Below are 16,367 nucleotides of genomic sequence, written 5' to 3'. Positions count from 1 at the left end.
CAGGTGCCGTAACTATACGGGAGTTTAATGGCTGCGGTGCCTCGCGCAGCAAATTGACGAGCACCATCCGGATCGGATGCGAGAACTGAAACCGTACCCACTCGGCGCAACGAACGACCGTTCCCGCTCGGCTATTTCTGCGCCTGGTTCGCCGGCATCGGCTTGACCGGCGCGCCGGGGAAGATTTTCTGCAGGTTGCCGGCGATCACCTTGTCGCCTTCGGAAACACCGGATGACACGCCGACGAGGCCGCCAGTGCCGGGGCCGAGGGAGACCAGCCGCTGCTCGACAACGTCGCCCTTGCCGACGACATAGACATATTTGCCGAGTTGACTCGACCCGAGTGCGGTCTCCGGCACCATGAGCACGTTCGGTTCGTCCCTGACGCGCAGGCGGACGCGCACGTATTGGCCGGGCAGCAAGGTCAGATCCGCGTTTTCGATGGTCGCCCGCGCCACGACCGTGCCGGTATTGCGCTCGACCACATTGTTGATGAAGGTCAGATCGCCGCGGTGACGCGGCTCGGTATCACCCGGTAGAAACACTTCGGCCTGAACCGGTCCGGCCGCCCGTGCCTTCTGGAGATCGACGAGCTCAGGTTCGCTCGGATTGAAGGAGACATAGATCGGCGAAAGTTGCACGAGGTTGTTGAGTGGCGTGCCGGCCGTGTCGCTGACCAGTGTTCCCTCGGGAGCCAGGTTTCGCCCGAGCCTTCCTGCGAAGGGTGCGCGGATTTCAGTGTAGTCGCGGTTGATCTCGGCGGTGCGGACCGCTGCCCGCGACATGGCGAGCGCCGCCTCCGCCTGGCGCACCGCGCTTGCGCGCTGGTCGAAGGTGTCCTTGTCCAGATATCCTGTCGTCGCCAGTTCGTTGCCGCGTGTGAGATTGCTGCGAAGGTAGGCGAGCGATGCCTCATCGCGTTGGACCTGGGCTTTGGCTTGATCGAGTTCCGCTTCGAAGTCGCGCGGGTCGATCCGATAAAGGAGTTCGCCCTGCTTAACGTCGGCGCCATCTGGAACTTCCTGCGACTGTATATAGCCGGAAACCTTGGCCCGGAGCGTGACGTTGCGGATCGATTCCGTCCGTGCCGAATATTCGAGGTAAATGGGGATCGTCTTCTTGACGACCGCGGCGACGGGGACAGGCATGGCAGGGGGCGCATTTGCAACCGCTGCGCCCGCGCCGCCGCCTTCAAGGTCAAACCTGCCGCCGGTGTATGAATAGGCCGCAGCCAGCGCCGCGATTGCGACTGCTGCGGCAAGGCCTAGTTTCAAACCGCGCATATCTACCTTCCTATTCCGCCGCTTTGGGCTCTCGCTGCCCGTCGGCGGGGCTTGCCGACAGCCCCTCCCGCCATTGTTCGATGACAGCGTAGAAAACCGGGACAAAAACAAGTGTCAGGACGGTTGCCATGAGCATGCCGCCAAACACCGTCGTGCCGATCGACTGCCGGCTGGCGGCACCGGCGCCCGTCGCGTACATTAGCGGAATGACGCCTAGGATGAAGGCGAACGCCGTCATCAAAATCGGCCGCAGCCGCAGGCGGGCCGCTTCGGCGGCGGCGGTGAGTATGTCCAAGCCTTCCTGCCGGCGCCGCTTGGCGAACTCGACGATCAGAATAGCGTTTTTCGCGGCAAGGCCAACCAGCATCACAAAGCCGATCTGCGAGTAGACGTCGATCTGCATGGCCCTGAGCCAAAGGGCCAGCAGCGCACCGAGAAGGGCGAGCGGCACCGAAAGCAGCACCATGAAGGGCATAGACCAGCTTTCATACTGCGCCGCCAAGATCAGGAAACAAAAGACAATCGCGAGTGCGAAGACGAGCGCGGCGATCGATCCTGCCCTGATCTCCTGATAGGTGATGCCCGTCCATTCGAAGCCGAAGTCCCGCGGCAGCGTGGCCGCCGCAGTGCGCTCCATCGCCGCCACCGCCTGGCTAGAACTGTAGCCCGGCGCGGCCGCGCCGTTTATCAGCGCCGCGGGATAGTTGTTGTAGTGGCTGACGGTCTCGGGGCCGACGGTCGGTTTCAGCGCGCCGAGCGTGCTGAGCGGCACCATGTCACCCGCCGAATTGCGCACGTAAAGTCGGGAAATGTCGGCGGGGTTGGAGCGCGCGCTTTGATCGGCCTGAAGCGTCACGCGAAAAGTTCGGCCGAATAGGTTGAAGTCGTTGACATAAAGCGAGCCGAAGTAGATCTGCAAGGTGTTGAATATATCCGGCAGGCTGAGACCCAGCTGCTTTGCCTTGTCCCGGTCGAGGTCATAATTGAATTGCGGGCTTGAGGTGCTGAACGTGGTGAAGAGCTGGTGCGGATTGATTTCCGGCTGCTTTCGCGCCTCGGCGATCAGCGCTTGCGTGGCGTCGTTCAGTGCCACGCTGCCGCGCCCGCCCAAGTCCTCGACCTGGAATTCGAAGCCGCCTGTCGCCCCGAGCCCCTGTATCGACGGCGGATCGAAGGCGAGCACGAGAGCGTCGGGGATCTGCAACAGGAGCGGCTGCACCGCTTCGCGCAGCGCCGATGCTCCTTGTTCCGGAGGGCGCTCGTCCCACGGCTTCAGGACCGCGAACTGAACCGCGGAATTCGACTGGCTCGCGAAGCTCAGGAAATTGAAGCCGACGACCGAACCGACGAAATCCACGCCCGCAGTGCCGCGAAGGATGCCCTCCGACTGTCTCGCGACGGCTTCGGTTCGTTCTATCGACGCGCCGTCGGGAAGCTGGATGACCACGAAGAAATATCCCTGGTCCTCGACGGGCAGGAAGGTGGAGGGAATCCGTTGCCACAACGCATAGGTGGAGCCGATGGCGATCAGGAAGAGTGCGAAGAGCGCCCAACGCCAACGGACGAGCCTGGCAATGCTGCGCTCGTAGCTATGCGATAGCCAGTGAAAACCGGTGTTGAACCAGCGGAAGAGCACGAATCTCGGCGCGCCGCGATGACGCAGGAATGCGGCGCTGAGCGCCGGGCTGAGTGTCAGCGAATTGAAAGCCGAGAACGCGACCGAGATCGCGACCGTCAGGGCGAACTGATTGTAAAGGCTTCCCGCAACGCCCGGAATGAAGGCGACCGGCACAAAGACCGCAAGAAGAACGGCGGTCGTCGCGATGATCGGTCCCGTCACCTCCTGCATTGCCTTATGCGTCGCGGCGAGCGGCGGCAGGCCGGCCTCGAGCTGTCGTTCGACGTTTTCGACGACCACGATCGCGTCGTCGACGACAAGGCCGATGGCGAGCACCATTCCGAGCAGGCTCAGCATGTTCAGCGAGAAGCCGAGCAGGTACATGACGATGAGCGTCGCGATCAGCGACACCGGAATGGCGATCGTCGGGATAATCGTGGTGCGGACGTTCTGGAGAAAGATGAAGACGACGGCAATTACCAGCGCCAGCGCCTCGACCAGAGTGATCACCACATCATGCATTGCGGCTGACACGAAGCGCGTGGTGTCGTAGAACATGTGATAGGCGACGCCGCTCGGGAAGCGCTGTGACAGTTCGTCCATCTTGGCCTTGACCCGGCTCTGGAGATCGAGTGCGTTCGAGCCGGGTGCCTGGAACACCGCCAACACGACGCTCTGCTTGCCGTTGAAGCTCACGGAGGACGAATAGAGCAGCGCGCCTAGTTCGACACGTGCCACGTCTCGCAGCCTGATCGTCGCGCCGGTCTCTGGGTCGGCACGCAGGACGATATCGGCAAATTGCTTGGGGTCGCTCAAACGACCGACCGCGTTGATCTGCATCTCGAAGGGTGTGCCGGCCGGCGCCGGGGATTGCCCGATCTTGCCGCCGGCAACCTGGACGTTCTGCTCCTCGATGACGTTCTCTACGTCGACCGCCGTTATGCCCAGATTGGCCATCCGGTCCGGATCGAGCCAGACGCGCATCGAGTAACGCCGTTCGCCGAAGAGCTGGACATCGCCGACGCCGGGCAGGCGCTTGAGCGGATCGAGGATCTGCAGGTAGGCATAGTTGCTGACGGAGGCGAAATCGACGGAATCGTCGGGCGAGTCGAGGCTGACCAGCACGGTGAAGTTCGGGATCTGCTTGGCGATCGTCACCCCGCTCTGGTTGACCAGGGCCGGCAGCGAAGATGCCGCTTGCGATACGCGGTTCTGCACATCGAGCGCTGCGACATCGATCGGATAGCCGACGTCGAAGGAGATGATGATCCTCGACGAGCCGTCATTGGAACTCGTCGAAGACATGTAGAGCATGCCCGGCACGCCGTTGATCTGCTGCTCGAGCGGTGTCGTGACGGTATCGGCGACAACCTGGGCGCTGGCGCCCGGATAGTTGGCGGAAACGACGATCTGCGGCGGTGTAATGTCCGGAAACTGCGAGACGGGAAGCAGGAAATAGCAAATGGTGCCCGCAAGCGTCATGACGATGGCGATAGCGGAGGCGAAGATCGGCCGGTGGATAAAGAACTCGATCATGGCCGGATCGATCCACGTTGGACGCGAGCGTCACCGCGGGCCGGCAACGCCCGGTCGGCGCCGCAGAAATCGACCTTCTCCGCGGTCACCGACACGCGGACCATCCGATTATTCAGAATCCTTTCCGCCGCCGCCAGCTTGCGCATCGTAAGGCTCCAGCACCAGCAAATCGCGATTTGCACCGTTACTTAGACGTTTGACGATGGTGCCAACCGACATTGTGACATTGTGCCAGAAATTTTTTCGTGCTGTCAGCACCACATGCGGAAGCGTTCGAGAAAATCGGCTGCTCCTGGAGCTTCCGCTACCGATCAGACCCAACGTCAGGGGCAACGCTCGATCCGTACCGAAATAGGCCGGCCGAGCCCGATGGCAACTAGACTGCAGCCAATTGCGGCGATCCAAGCGTGACTGCATTCTCGACGCTGCTTGCAACTGCTTCTGAAGGATGCGTCCGTGGCGTTTCGCTATACTCCTCCTTCGCGAGTGTGCTCGGCGATCCCCGGCTCCAGCAGGCGAAGGATTTCAGGCAGGCGTTCGTTCATTTCCGCCGGGATCTTCTCGTTCATTAGAAGCGTTACTAGCCCATGCACCAAAGACCAGGCGGCAATCGGGCCCGGATCGCCAACTGCGCTCGACCCTTTCCGGCCCGCCTTCCTGACAAGAAGCTCAAAAGCCTGGCGACTGGCGTGAGACAACTGCGCGTCCCGACTGTCGATGTACTCGCTGGATCCGAACATCAGCGTGTAGAGGCCAGGATTCGCTTTGGCGAATTCAATGTACTTTACACCAAGATCGCCGATGCTCTGTGCGGGGTCTGAAGCGAGCGGCGCGATCAGATCTCGCAGCCTCGAAAATCCGATGACGGCAATGGCTGACATCAAGTCGCGCTTGCCGGCGAAGTGCGCGTAGGGGGCAGCCTGGCTGACACCGGCCAGGCGCGCCACGGCGCGCAAACTTACTCCCCCCGGGCCTTCATGCTCGAGCAGCGCCAATCCTGCCTCGATCAGCGCGGTTCGCAAGTCACCGTGATGATATCCTCGTGTGGGTGTTTTCGACTTCATTCTTCGGACCGCAATCTTGACACTGTTAAGAACGCCGTTATGTTAACGCCGTTAAGATTGACGTGCCCACGCGAAAGTCAAGGCGGAGCCACCACGTCCGACCGCGGCCTTTTGTCAGACGGGCGAGGAGTGCCGGATGTTCACGGATCTTGTTCTCGCTAGTGCCCACCACGTCCTGGTCTTCGGGCTGGCCGCGATCATCGCGATGGAAGCCGTGATTGTGCGGCCGGACATGTCGGGAGGAAGCGCGAGACTACTCTCGCGTATCGATGCGTATTACGGCGCGGCCGCCGCCCTTGTGCTCCTCATCGGGATTGCTCGTGTCCTCTTCGGTCTCAAGGGATGGGAAGCCTATGTTTACAATTGGGCGTTCTGGCTGAAGATGCTGGCTTTTGCCGTGGTCGGGCTCCTCTCCATCAGGCCGACGATGCAAATCCGCAAGTGGCGAAAGAATGCGGACGAAGACGCCTTTACCCCGCTAGCCGAGGACGTTGCCAAGGTGCGCGGCTATATTCTGGCGCAAATCGGCGTTTTCACGCTTATTCCGGTCCTCGCCGCCACGATGGCTCGCTACGGTTATTGAGAGTTCCTTTGGCAAGACCGCACGTCGACCGCCTCGAACGTTCTGGGGCATCGAAGTAGCTCTGCGGAACGGAGAACGTCATGTTTGTTGCGAGATCTCGCGAACCACGCGTCGAAGCCATTGGTGGCCGGGATCTGCGTCATGACGAGCATGCCAGGCCTGAACAACACTTGCGGCGCGTGGCACGACAGCGGATGAAACGCCCCTCAAGGTCCACGTCGCAGGGGCGTTGAATACCGGGGCAACAAGCAAGAAGTGACCGAGGCCATTCTCCACATGCTGCCCTATGCTGGGCTCAGCCGCGTTCAGGCAGCGATGGCGGCGGCGAGCGGGGTCTTTTCAGAATAGTAGAAAACCAGCTGGGCGGGGTGTCACACACCCGTTACATTTTGCGCCGAAACTGAGCTTGTAGTTCCATGGCACAGGCCATCCTGAGAGGATGGCAGGGATCGCTTCAAAAGCGTTTGACCCCGCAGTCGATCCGGCAAAGGCGCCGGATCCACTCGTGCCGGACATCCTTCGCGCGGCGGATCTACCGATTGACGACAACCGTCCGAGGCAGTTCCGCGACTTTGCAGCAGCCGGCGCGCGACCGCAGACTGGCCGGGTCCTTACGACGAGGAGCGGATGATCCTGGCTTCCAACCCGATTTGAATTCGAATCATCGGGCGAGCTTCAACAGAGGAAGTAGAGATGAGCAAGTTTGTTATTCTCGCACTGACGGCGGTGGCAATCAGCGTCGGCAGCGTAGCCTGCGTATCAGAAAACCCTGACACTGCATCGATAGCGCCCAATGCGGAGAACCGGAACGGGGCGTTGAACCCCAGGGCAAGTGGTGCCCCACCAAGAAACGGCTCCTACTACAAGGGCATCTTTCGTGAATGATCTAACGCTTTGAGATCACCCGACTCCAAGCGAAACCGCTCGGCATTTTCCCGGAAATTGGTCTCGATCACGATCGATTTTGATAAGTTCGACTGCTCAAGGCGGGGAGACTGCCTTGAGCGGCGCCGATCGTGCCTTATCGATCGTGCGCAGTCGGCGATGTGGCCTCTGCGGGCAGCTTACAAGCCTTGTCTTTCCCCCAGGGAACCGTGTTGTTTGTGCCGGATCAAAGAGATGAACCCGACAGCGGTGTAAGTGCATCGGGCCGAAAATGAATTGCGGCGCGTCGGCATGAGGTCGAACTTCCCCTGGAGCGTTGCCTCATGCGTTTGTCGGACGTCTCGCTGACCAAGCGGATCCTCTGGTGTGTTGCCCTGCCGGCGCTTGTCGCCACCTGGCTCGCCTATGGGCGGGTCGACGGGAGCCTGGCCAGCTACCGGGACGCTGCGCGCCTGGTGGAGGTCAGCGATTATATATCAATCCTCGGCGACGCAGTGCATGCCCTGCAGATGGAGCGCGCCGCGACGGCCATCTTTCTCGCGAGTAAAGCCAATGGCGACGACGCATCACTGAACGCCGCACGGCGTGGTTTCGACGGCCGTGCTGCAACGGCTTTGACTGCCGCGTCAAACCTCGCCATCGATCAGGATGCTCCCCTGCGAGAGGGACTGCAGCAGCTTTCGGTGCTGCGCGGCCGCGTCGATCGGCGCGAGCTGGCGCCGGCGGAGAGCAGTGCGCTGTACAGCCAATCCGTTTCCCGCTTGCTCAGCGTCCTGCGCGCGCTCACCAACGGCGGGCACATCGACGATGCGCTTGCCGGGGACGTCGAAGCCTACAACCTCTTCTCGTTGGCGAAGGAATATGCGGGCCAGGAACGGGCGGCTGGCAACGCTTTGATCGCCACGGGCCTGGCTGATCGAGAGGGCTTGGTCCGCCTGGCCAAGCTTTATGGCGCGCAGACGACGCTGCTCAATGAGTTCGCCGCCAAGTTGCCGGCCTTCGCCGATCGGGCCAGGGCTGTCATGCCTGATGCCTCGGCATCGCTGGCGGAAATGCGGCGGGTGCTTTTGACGGTCGGCGAGGCAGGAGACCTCTCCACCCTTGATGCAGACGAATGGTATCACCTGGCAAGTGCGCGGATCGACGCCATGCGCGAGGTCGAGAAGGCGCTGCTCGAGGCGACGCAAGTGGACGCCGCTGATCTCGCCCGTCGGCAGATGACGGCTCTGCTGATGATTGGTGGCGGCCTGATCGTCGCGCTCGCCGCCGCCGGCTTTGTATCGGTGCTGATTGCGCTCGGAGTGGTCCGGCCGATCCGGGCACTCACCGCGGCAATCGAGCGTTTCGCGGACGGCGACGCCTGCACGACAGCGGGCCAGACCGGTGCCAAGGACGAGGTTGGAGCTATGGGGCGCGCAGTCGCCAGGGCCGTAGAGGCTGCCAGGCATCAGGCGGAGGCACAGCGTCAGGAAGATCTGCGTCGTGCGGCGGAGCGGCAGGCGGAGGCGCGGGCGCTCGAAGAAGAACGGGCAGCGCGGGCAAGAGATCTCGAGCAGGCGCTGGACAATGTAAACCGTGGCTTGGACGAACTTTCGCGGGGGAACCTCTGCTTCCGGATCGCCCACAAGCTTGCCCCGGATTTCGACGCGCTTCGAACGGCCTTCAACCGGTCCGTCGAGACGCTGGAGCGGCTCGTTTCCCTGGCCGGCGAGAACGCGAATGTCATCGACGGCGGTTGTGCCGAGTTGCGGATGGCCGTGGACGACCTCGCGCGGCGCACGGGCAGCCAGGCGACTGCATTGGAGGAAGCGGCGGCCGCTCTGGAGGAGGTCGCGGCTGCGGTCAAGATGTCGTCGATTGGCGCCGACGAGGCGCAGCGCTCGGTCGGCATCGCAGGCAGCGATGCGGCCGAGGCGACCCGTGTTGTCGCCGAAACGGTGAGCGCGATGCGCGATATTGCCAACTCTTCCGAGCGGATTGGCCAGATCATCGGTGTGATCGACGAGATCGCCTTTCAGACCAATCTTCTGGCGCTGAATGCCGGGGTCGAGGCGGCACGTGCAGGCGAAGCTGGCAAGGGATTTGCCGTCGTCGCGCAGGAGGTTAGAGAGCTGGCGCAGCGCTCGGCCGCCGCGGCGCGGGAGATCAAGGCGCTTATAAGTCAGGCTACGAACGACGTTTCGGCTGGCGTCGCGCTGGTGGGCAGGACCGGTGAGGCGCTTTCCGGTATCGAGCGGCACGTACAGTCGATCAGCCGGCAGGTTCTCACTATCGCACAGTCCGCCAAGGAACAGGCCTCGGCGCTCAGCGAGATTACCGCCACGGTCAGCCAGCTCGACCAGATCACACAGCAGAATGCCGGCATGGTGGAGGAGACGACAGCCGCCTCGGAAACCCTTGCGGTCGAGGCCAGCAAGCTGCGCGGTCAACTGGCGACCTTCCAGACGCGGCAGGCGAGGGCGGAGAGGCGCCGGCAAGCCGATGCCGCCTGACCCGCGCCCATCCCTGCGATCACGCCGACATCTTGCTTCGCCGTGGTCGCATCCTTACGAAGGCTCAAAGCTTGCTGAGCGCGGCGTCGACCCGTTCACGCGCCTTCTTCGGGAACTTTGCCGCCTTGACTTGCTCGACATTGGCTGGTGCGTCACCGACGACAACGACGGCAACCATGCCCATGCTGAAGTGAGGCGTGCATTTGACCACATAGATGCCTTGCTCGGTCAGGGTCACTTTAAGCGTTTCGTTTATCTTCCCTTTGAACGCTTCGGCACCCTGCGGGATCATATCCTTGACCGTTTCCGCATTGTGCCCCTTGTCCGTAGGCACAAAGGTCACGGTATCACCGGGGCTGGCCTTGAGTACCGACGGCTCGAAGACCATCACGCCGTCCGTGCCCTTGTTGAGCATCTTGATCTCATGATCGGCGGCAAAAACGGGAACGCTCAAGACACTCAGGAACGCTGCACCGACGAGAAACTTGGTCATGGAACGCATTGCAATTCTCCTTGCTGGAAGACACCCCGCATGGGCGCCTTGCAGGGACGATGACTAAGCCGTGTGGTCCGTTCGTTCTTTGACATAACGCAAATTTGGCTCGCGTCAGAACGACGCAACCTTTGGTTTCCATGCAGCCGAAAGACGGTGACTCAGATGCGCTTACCAGGGCGGAAGGGCGCGTATGTCCTGCAGACATCGGATCATGTCGCCCGCAAACGTCTGCGCCTGCTTCCGTTCCGCCTCCGTGCGCTCGCGTTCGGCGCAGTCTAGGTAGCAATCGAGTAGGAACTCACAAAGCGGGACCAGCCGCTCGGAGACGTTGTCTGGCACGTGCTGCAGGAGAGGCGACTCGGCAGCGGTTCCCGCAAAAGATGCTCAGCTCGCTCGGCCGCTTCAACCGAATGGGCGCGCAGCCAAGAGGAGTGCGGTCCTGTGCCGAGGGTCAGGGCCGCCCGCGGCTGCGAAGAATTGTCATTTCTTCGCTCGCGACCCGACCCTGGTCGTCCAGGATGGCGCGCCACATCCGGTTTCCGAGCCTTACGCTGAGGCGGCACGTGCCGGCATCCTCGGCCTCGCCGCGCTCGACCATGCTCATCACCGAGCCCCTCCTCAGATGTTGGCGGAACTCGTCGCTCGACAGCCCGAACCGCTCTGCGAGCTCGCTTGATTCCAGTATGAAGTCTCCGCTTTGATTGCGTTCTATGTACATTGGCATTTCACTGCGGTTCAGTCGTTGCTATCGGCGCGTGCGCCGCGGTTGCCGATTGCTGCGCTGAACACCGGCCTCGGAACAGGACCAGTCAGGCCCGGTATGTAGACGGCGAGGAAAAGCGCCCAAGCGGCCATCCAGCAGATCGCGGACGCAACCATAAGATTGAAATGCGCGTCGATCGGCAATCCGGCGAGAATGCGCAGCAGCGCTGAAAGAGTCACGAGGCCGAATGCACACGCCATGGTCCCATTGGTGACCAAGGCCTCTCCATTTCGTCTCATGGCCGAGCGCATCATCACGGCGGCCATCATCGTTCCCATCGCACCCATGGTCAGCGCATGCAGAGCGGCGGCAGCCGGAATCCGATCGGGAAAGACGACCGCCAGACCGTTCAGAACGAGACCCGCCGGCGTCCAGGCAAACGCAAGATGCAACACGAACAAGGCAGGATAACGATAGGTGCTGACACTTTGCCATGCCCTCATTTGCAGCAGCAGCAAACCACCCGAAGACATCAGCACGTAACCCGATGTCTGATGCTGATGGACAGCTTCGATCGAGGCGGTGGCAAGTACGCCGGCTATCGCCAGGTACGAAAGCGCCGGGCGATCGCGAAGGGGCCCTGCACCAGTCCTGTCGAGCCATCGACGGGTAAAAGCAGGCACTGCACGTCCGCCGATCAGAATTATCAGGACAACATACAAAAGCGGCGTGCTTATGGGGCTCACACCTCGATCGACAAGGGACAGGGCGTTTGCACCGAGCGCGGCCATGCCGAGCGGCGCCCAGAGCCGATGCCAGGCCCTGGAGGACACCACGCCATGCATCAGGATCACTGTCAGGCAGACGAAATAGGCGGTTGCTCCTATTGCCGCAGCGATAAACGGCAACGGGTCCGAAAATGCTGCCGTCATACGGGCGGCGCACCAGAGGCAGGTGACGAAGACCGTGACGATGGGCGAGACGGGGCGGCTTTTCGTCCAGGAAGGCAAGGCTGTCAAGAGGTAGCCTCCCGCCGCAGCACTGGTCATGCCGAAGAGAAGTTCATGGCGGTGCCAGGCGACGGGCTCCGGACCTGTTCCCGCTGGAAGCAGCCAGACTGCGGGCGCGACCAACGCCCATAATCCCGCCAGAAGAAACAAGGGGCGGTAAGGCGCCTGCCAGATGGATATCCTAATCTTCGGAGCGGCACTCGTCATCCGACCCGTCATGCCGGTTCGAAACGAGGAAACAGCACGGCGTTTTCGAGATGCATATGGGCGACGAGGTCATCGGTAAACTTGCGCAGCCCCGTATAGAGCGCAGTCCACGAGCCACAGGCTCCAGCCGGCAGCGAGAGGCCATGGGTCAGATGCTCGATCGTCCGGAGGTGCTCCGCCTCGTCATCATGCTCATGCCGCATCTGCGTAATCGGATGCATGATCGTCTCGTTGCCGCCGGACCGCATCATCGGGAAGAGAACCAGTTCTTCCTTCACCATATGGCCTTCGAGTTGGTTCCGCAGAGCCTCCAGCGCCTGTGAAAGCCCGATCGGTGCCGACGGATGGTCGGCATGTACGCGCTCCACCTTCTGTGCGAGCGGAATTAGCCAGGTCAGTTCCGAGCGGTGCGTTTCGTGATATCTGGCGAGGTATGCGCGATGAGGTCAGCGGTCTCTTCAGGCGCATCCCGTCTTGCCGCCTCCACCAATGTCTCAAGTTCGGAAAGCAACGTCGACGGTGCGAGCCCGGCCTTGACGGCAGCTTCCGAGAGCCGCAGGTTGCCGCCGCAACAAAAGCTGATGTCATGGCGGCGGAAAAGTTCCGCCGCCCCTGGCAATTCCGCTGCGATCGTTGCGACTGTCTGGTCGAGGCTTATTCCGGTCATGATCTGTTCCTTGATCTGTTGGCGCTGGATCTTTCGAGCCGACGATGCCGGGACTGGAGCCGGCCGATGATCCAACATCGAGATGTGCTCGCCATTTTGTCGGAGAAGGCGCCGTTTCGTCTTTGTGCCCGCGCAAACAGGCACAAGCAGGCGAATGGACCGGTTGGACAAATCAGAACTGAGCGATCAAGCTGGATCACGTGAGCCGATGAAGTCAGAATGAAGCTCACTCGTTCGCCTGCCGGGAGACTGAATGCCGTCCACCGAATTTCAGCTCGTTACGACATGGACCATCGACGCCTCGGTCGAGGATGTCTGGCGGTTGCTGAATGCGCCCGAAACCTGGCCGGAATGGTGGCCCACGGTGAAAGAGGTCACGCTTCTGCGCGAAGGCGACGAGGCCGGCATCGGCGCCGTCCATCGGATGAGATGGTCCACGGCATTGCCTTATGACCTCGCCTTCGAAATCGAAACCACCAGGATCGTGCCGCTATCCATCATCGAGGGGAGAGCCCGCGGCGAGCTCGAGGGGCTTGGTCGATGGACGTTGCAACCCGATGGCTCGAAATGCAATGTCCGCTACGACTGGATCGTCAGGGTCACCAAGCCCTGGATGATCAGACTTTCATTCATCCTGAAACCTGTCTTCAGCTGGAACCATGCAGTCGTGATGGAACGCGGCCGGCGAGGTCTCGTGCATCGCCTGGCCCGCGCTACATGAAGAGATCCCGCATCAGGCGAGCTGCCGCACGGCCGCCGACACCAGATCATTAGCGACAAAATCATGCAGCAATTCAAAGTGCTACGCCGCGCGTCCGATTGGACGCGCGGCGTTGTAGTTTGGCCCTAGCCCAATAAGCTGTCAGTAGTCCCAGAAGACCGGTACCCAACGGAAGTGGTCGCCATCGACCGCCACCCGACCGACGGACGGGAACGGCAGGTGGGTGGCCACCAGCAACGATCTGGTCGCCGCAAGCTCCTTGAAAAGACCGGTCCGAACGCGGGCCGCCTCCTCGGGGTCGTGTTCGAAGCCATTGTACCAGTCGGGGTGCTCGAACCCGACCGCGAACACGGCGTCGCCGGCGAACATCAGCCGGTCGCCGCCGGAAGCCACGCGGACGACACAGTGCCCCGGGGTGTGGCCGCCGGTGCGAGTAGCGACCACGCCCGGCGCCACCTCGTACTCATCCTCGAACTGCTGCAGTTGATTGTGGTATACGCTCAGAAACCGCTTGGCGGTCGCCCGCAGCGCGTCCGGGAAGCCGTCGGGCATGACCGCGTGGGAGAAATCGGGCGCCTCCCAGAACTTGACTTCTGCGGCCGCCAGGTGGATCCGCAGGTCCGGACGCAACTGCTCCTTCACCCCGTTGACGAGCAGCCCGCCAATGTGGTCCATGTGCAAGTGGGTCAGCACCACGTCGGTCACGGAGCCAAGATCGATGCCGGCGCCTTCCAGTCGCTTGATCAGCTGCCCGGCCCGCGGCAGGTTCAAGTTCGGGTCCAAGCCTAGCCCGGCGTCGATAAGTATGGTCCGGTCGCCGCTGCGCACCAGGACCACATTCAGCGCCCAGTCGAAAGCGTCCGGGGGCAGGAACATTTCGTCCAGCCAGGCCGCCCGGGCGGCCGGGGCGGCGTTGTGTCCCAACATCTTGGTCGGGAGCGGTAGCACCCCATCGCTGATCACGACCACCTCGATCTCGCCGATCTGCACCGCATAGCGCGACGGAACCAGCTCTTCGGGTCTACCCGGATGTGAGGTCTTGACCAAGCTCATGTTTTTCTCCTGCTGACCATTCGTACGGGGTTTTGTTTCTGCCTGCGACATGACGCGCTCCTGTTTTGCGTGATCGACTGTGTCGGTCACGAGTGACGTCGCGGACTCTATGTTGAGGCGCGTTGGCGAACGAGCCACACCTGAGTATGGGTAGCCTGTGCTGTCAGTCGGCCTCAGCGAGGATTTGGTGATGAAGAGGCTGGCATGAAGAAGTGGACGCGCTCGCCCGCCGAACGGTGGCCCCGCACTCCACATTGACTCGAAGCCGCTTACCGACGGCCGTATCGGGCACCTCCGCCGCCATCCCGGAGTGGGGCCAGCCGAAGTTCGCATTGCCGCGACCGGCTGCTGGGCTCAGGTCCTGAGCCTAATGCATTGTCGGCCAAAAGTGTGCAGCGGTTTCGGGCAACGATGCATGAAATCAATGACCTAAAGCGCGTCACACGAGTCCGATTGAGCGCGACGCGCATTACATGGACAGGGCCGCTGCAACGGCGATGATCGCGGCGGTTATCAGGACCAATCCACTGATCCTCCGCATCCTCGTTCGGCGTGTCCGCTCGCCGGTCCAATCGTAGCTCATCATGTGCTCCGAGGTTCTTTGGTCGAGCCACGGACAATGAGCAAATTTGGTTAACAAATGGGAAATTCGCTTTCGGGGTTCGATCAGGCGTCCGCCGCAGGTGCGTTCTGCACCGTTCCGTCGCCAAACAGCCGACCCTTCTCGGCGACCAGGAAGCAGGCGAGCACGCAGGTGCCGAAGATGCAGAGGCTCGCGATCACCGGCGTCAGTGTTCCGTCGAAGGACTGCGCCACCGCCCAGCCGAGGATCGCCCCGCCAACGGTCTGGATGGCGCCGAAGATGGCGGACGCCGTTCCGGCGACTTCCCCGAGCGGTTCCATCGCGAGCGCCCCGGTATTGGGAAAACCAAACGCGACCATGGGAGTGACCAGCACGATCATGAGCGAAAACAGCCAAAGCGGCGGTGTTGCAAGCTGGACCATTGCAAGCCAGGCAACGCTCCCGGCAAGAAAGAGGAGCATTGCGCCATGCGCCAGCCGGCGCATTCCGAACCTTGCCACAAGATGCGAATTGACCAGGAACCCGACGATTGCGGCCCCGGGCATGGCGGCAAAGGCGAGCGGGTAATAAGGACCGAGCCCATAGATATCGACATACACCTGCTGTGACGTATTAATCAGTGCGAAGATAATTCCGAGCAGGAACATGCCGGACAGCCCGTAGCTGAACCCGGTCCGGTTGCGGATCACGATGGCAAAGCCATCCACCACGCTCGTGAAGTCGAGTGGTCGGCGGCTTGCGAGCGCCAGGGTTTCCGGCATGCGCAGGAAGGTCCACACTCCGATCATCGCCGCAAGGCCGCCCATGGCGACGAAGATCAACTCCCATGGCCCCACCAGAAGGATGATCTGCCCGACACCGGGCATAAAAAGAGGAATGAGCAGGAAGATCGATAGGGCAACCGAGACGACCTCCGACATCGCAGCGCCCTCATATCGGTCGCGCACCGCCGAAATCATTCCGACGCGGATCGCCGCCGCGGCCACCCCTTGGGCAAAACGAAGCGAAAGCAGCTCTGAAAAGTCGCGCACGGCGGCCGAAGCCAGCGCGCAGGCGATATAGACGGCGATACCGATCAATATTGGCCGGCGGCGGCCGAAACGATCGCAGAGCGGTCCGAACACCACTTGCGGCAAGCCGAAGCCGATAAGAAACATCGTCAGGACAAGCGAGCGGTCGTTTGGATCAGCGACCTGGAACGCAGCGCCGATATCTGGCAGCGCCGGCAGCATGATGTCGAGCGCTAGCGCCTCGATGGCCATAAGGGCAGCTACGAGTGCCACGAATTCCCTACGGGAGAGGCTTTTCGAATTCAGGTTGCGCCCTCAAGCAACGAGGGCGGCAGTATAGCCTTCATGCGCGCTCTGTCTACACAATGTGTACGGCGCTCAAGCTTCACCGCCGCCACACATCGCCGGCTTTCGCTGGGAACAAAAAAGTGGGCCGTCTGCGGAGGATTCAGACGG

Annotated in this window: 13 protein-coding genes and 1 pseudogene; 4 read left to right on the top strand and 10 right to left on the bottom strand. The window is 61.8% G+C overall.

Translation table 11 applies throughout. The features are described 5' to 3' along the window. Window positions 1-131: 131 nt before the first annotated feature. The 4 genes from QA637_RS23740 to QA637_RS23725 form a co-directional block, all read right to left on the bottom strand. Entirely contained in the window at window positions 132-1,283 is a 1,152-nt protein-coding gene (locus QA637_RS23740) for an efflux RND transporter periplasmic adaptor subunit (protein WP_153437667.1), read from the bottom strand. 10 nt (window positions 1,284-1,293) lie between these two features. Further along, window positions 1,294-4,437 carry an efflux RND transporter permease subunit gene (locus QA637_RS23735; protein ID WP_153437669.1) on the bottom strand — a complete coding sequence of 1,048 codons (3,144 nt, stop codon included), beginning with the start codon at window positions 4,435-4,437 and terminating at the stop codon, window positions 1,294-1,296. Then, window positions 4,434-4,583 (bottom strand): hypothetical protein, encoded by a 150-nt coding sequence (locus QA637_RS23730; protein WP_153437671.1) that lies wholly within the window; start codon window positions 4,581-4,583, stop codon window positions 4,434-4,436. The genes QA637_RS23735 and QA637_RS23730 overlap by 4 nt, the downstream gene beginning before the upstream one ends. A gap of 321 nt (window positions 4,584-4,904) precedes the next feature. Beyond that, window positions 4,905-5,501: a TetR/AcrR family transcriptional regulator gene (locus tag QA637_RS23725; RefSeq protein WP_283065076.1), complete on the bottom strand. Its 597-nt coding sequence runs from the start codon at window positions 5,499-5,501 to the stop codon at window positions 4,905-4,907. 136 nt (window positions 5,502-5,637) lie between these two features. Between QA637_RS23725 and QA637_RS23720 the strand changes: the two genes are divergently transcribed. The 3 genes from QA637_RS23720 (at window position 5,638) to QA637_RS23710 (ending at window position 9,461) form a co-directional block, all read left to right on the top strand. Continuing rightward, window positions 5,638-6,084, top strand: a complete 447-nt coding sequence (locus tag QA637_RS23720; protein ID WP_283065075.1) for a DUF2214 family protein — start codon at window positions 5,638-5,640, stop codon at window positions 6,082-6,084. A gap of 693 nt (window positions 6,085-6,777) precedes the next feature. After that, a complete protein-coding gene (locus tag QA637_RS23715; RefSeq protein ID WP_153437677.1) occupies window positions 6,778-6,969 on the top strand; it encodes a hypothetical protein in 192 nt (63 codons plus the stop codon). Between the two features lie 323 nt (window positions 6,970-7,292). Beyond that, window positions 7,293-9,461 (top strand): methyl-accepting chemotaxis protein, encoded by a 2,169-nt coding sequence (locus QA637_RS23710; RefSeq protein WP_283065073.1) that lies wholly within the window; start codon window positions 7,293-7,295, stop codon window positions 9,459-9,461. Between the two features lie 64 nt (window positions 9,462-9,525). Here the strand turns inward: QA637_RS23710 and QA637_RS23705 are convergent, their stop codons facing one another. From QA637_RS23705 to ric, 4 genes and pseudogenes are all read right to left on the bottom strand, one after another. Continuing rightward, window positions 9,526-9,963 carry a pseudoazurin gene (locus QA637_RS23705; protein WP_153437681.1) on the bottom strand — a complete coding sequence of 146 codons (438 nt, stop codon included), beginning with the start codon at window positions 9,961-9,963 and terminating at the stop codon, window positions 9,526-9,528. 445 nt (window positions 9,964-10,408) lie between these two features. Beyond that, entirely contained in the window at window positions 10,409-10,675 is a 267-nt protein-coding gene (locus QA637_RS23700; RefSeq protein ID WP_153437682.1) for a DUF6522 family protein, read from the bottom strand. 17 nt (window positions 10,676-10,692) lie between these two features. After that, window positions 10,693-11,877: an NnrS family protein gene (locus tag QA637_RS23695; RefSeq protein WP_153437684.1), complete on the bottom strand. Its 1,185-nt coding sequence runs from the start codon at window positions 11,875-11,877 to the stop codon at window positions 10,693-10,695. 8 nt (window positions 11,878-11,885) lie between these two features. Further along, window positions 11,886-12,544 (bottom strand): annotated as a pseudogene (ric, locus tag QA637_RS23690) (iron-sulfur cluster repair di-iron protein). Window positions 12,545-12,797: 253 nt separating this feature from the next. On the opposite strand from ric, the gene QA637_RS23685 reads away from it, so the two are divergent. Next, entirely contained in the window at window positions 12,798-13,265 is a 468-nt protein-coding gene (locus tag QA637_RS23685; RefSeq protein ID WP_153437688.1) for an SRPBCC family protein, read from the top strand. Window positions 13,266-13,406: 141 nt separating this feature from the next. Here QA637_RS23685 and QA637_RS23680 read toward each other — a convergent pair whose 3' ends face one another. After that, window positions 13,407-14,369, bottom strand: a complete 963-nt coding sequence (locus QA637_RS23680) for an MBL fold metallo-hydrolase (RefSeq protein ID WP_153437690.1) — start codon at window positions 14,367-14,369, stop codon at window positions 13,407-13,409. Window positions 14,370-14,984: 615 nt separating this feature from the next. Further along, window positions 14,985-16,184: a multidrug effflux MFS transporter gene (locus QA637_RS23675; protein WP_283065070.1), complete on the bottom strand. Its 1,200-nt coding sequence runs from the start codon at window positions 16,182-16,184 to the stop codon at window positions 14,985-14,987. Between the last annotated feature and the right edge of the window lie 183 nt (window positions 16,185-16,367).

Source organism: Sinorhizobium terangae (genome assembly GCF_029714365.1).
Classification (GTDB): domain Bacteria; phylum Pseudomonadota; class Alphaproteobacteria; order Rhizobiales; family Rhizobiaceae; genus Sinorhizobium; species Sinorhizobium terangae.
Note: the sequence above shows the minus strand (reverse complement) of the source record. Positions and strands in the feature narration are given on the sequence as shown.

Coding starts and splice junctions, on each gene's coding strand:
- QA637_RS23740 (WP_153437667.1), bottom strand. CDS start 1,283: ATGCGCGGTTTGAAACTAGGCCTTGCCGCAGCAGTCGCAATCGCGGCG.
- QA637_RS23735 (WP_153437669.1), bottom strand. CDS start 4,437: ATGATCGAGTTCTTTATCCACCGGCCGATCTTCGCCTCCGCTATCGCC.
- QA637_RS23730 (WP_153437671.1), bottom strand. CDS start 4,583: ATGCGCAAGCTGGCGGCGGCGGAAAGGATTCTGAATAATCGGATGGTC.
- QA637_RS23725 (WP_283065076.1), bottom strand. CDS start 5,501: ATGAAGTCGAAAACACCCACACGAGGATATCATCACGGTGACTTGCGA.
- QA637_RS23720 (WP_283065075.1), top strand. CDS start 5,638: ATGTTCACGGATCTTGTTCTCGCTAGTGCCCACCACGTCCTGGTCTTC.
- QA637_RS23715 (WP_153437677.1), top strand. CDS start 6,778: ATGAGCAAGTTTGTTATTCTCGCACTGACGGCGGTGGCAATCAGCGTC.
- QA637_RS23710 (WP_283065073.1), top strand. CDS start 7,293: ATGCGTTTGTCGGACGTCTCGCTGACCAAGCGGATCCTCTGGTGTGTT.
- QA637_RS23705 (WP_153437681.1), bottom strand. CDS start 9,963: ATGCGTTCCATGACCAAGTTTCTCGTCGGTGCAGCGTTCCTGAGTGTC.
- QA637_RS23700 (WP_153437682.1), bottom strand. CDS start 10,675: ATGTACATAGAACGCAATCAAAGCGGAGACTTCATACTGGAATCAAGC.
- QA637_RS23695 (WP_153437684.1), bottom strand. CDS start 11,877: ATGACGAGTGCCGCTCCGAAGATTAGGATATCCATCTGGCAGGCGCCT.
- QA637_RS23685 (WP_153437688.1), top strand. CDS start 12,798: ATGCCGTCCACCGAATTTCAGCTCGTTACGACATGGACCATCGACGCC.
- QA637_RS23680 (WP_153437690.1), bottom strand. CDS start 14,369: ATGTCGCAGGCAGAAACAAAACCCCGTACGAATGGTCAGCAGGAGAAA.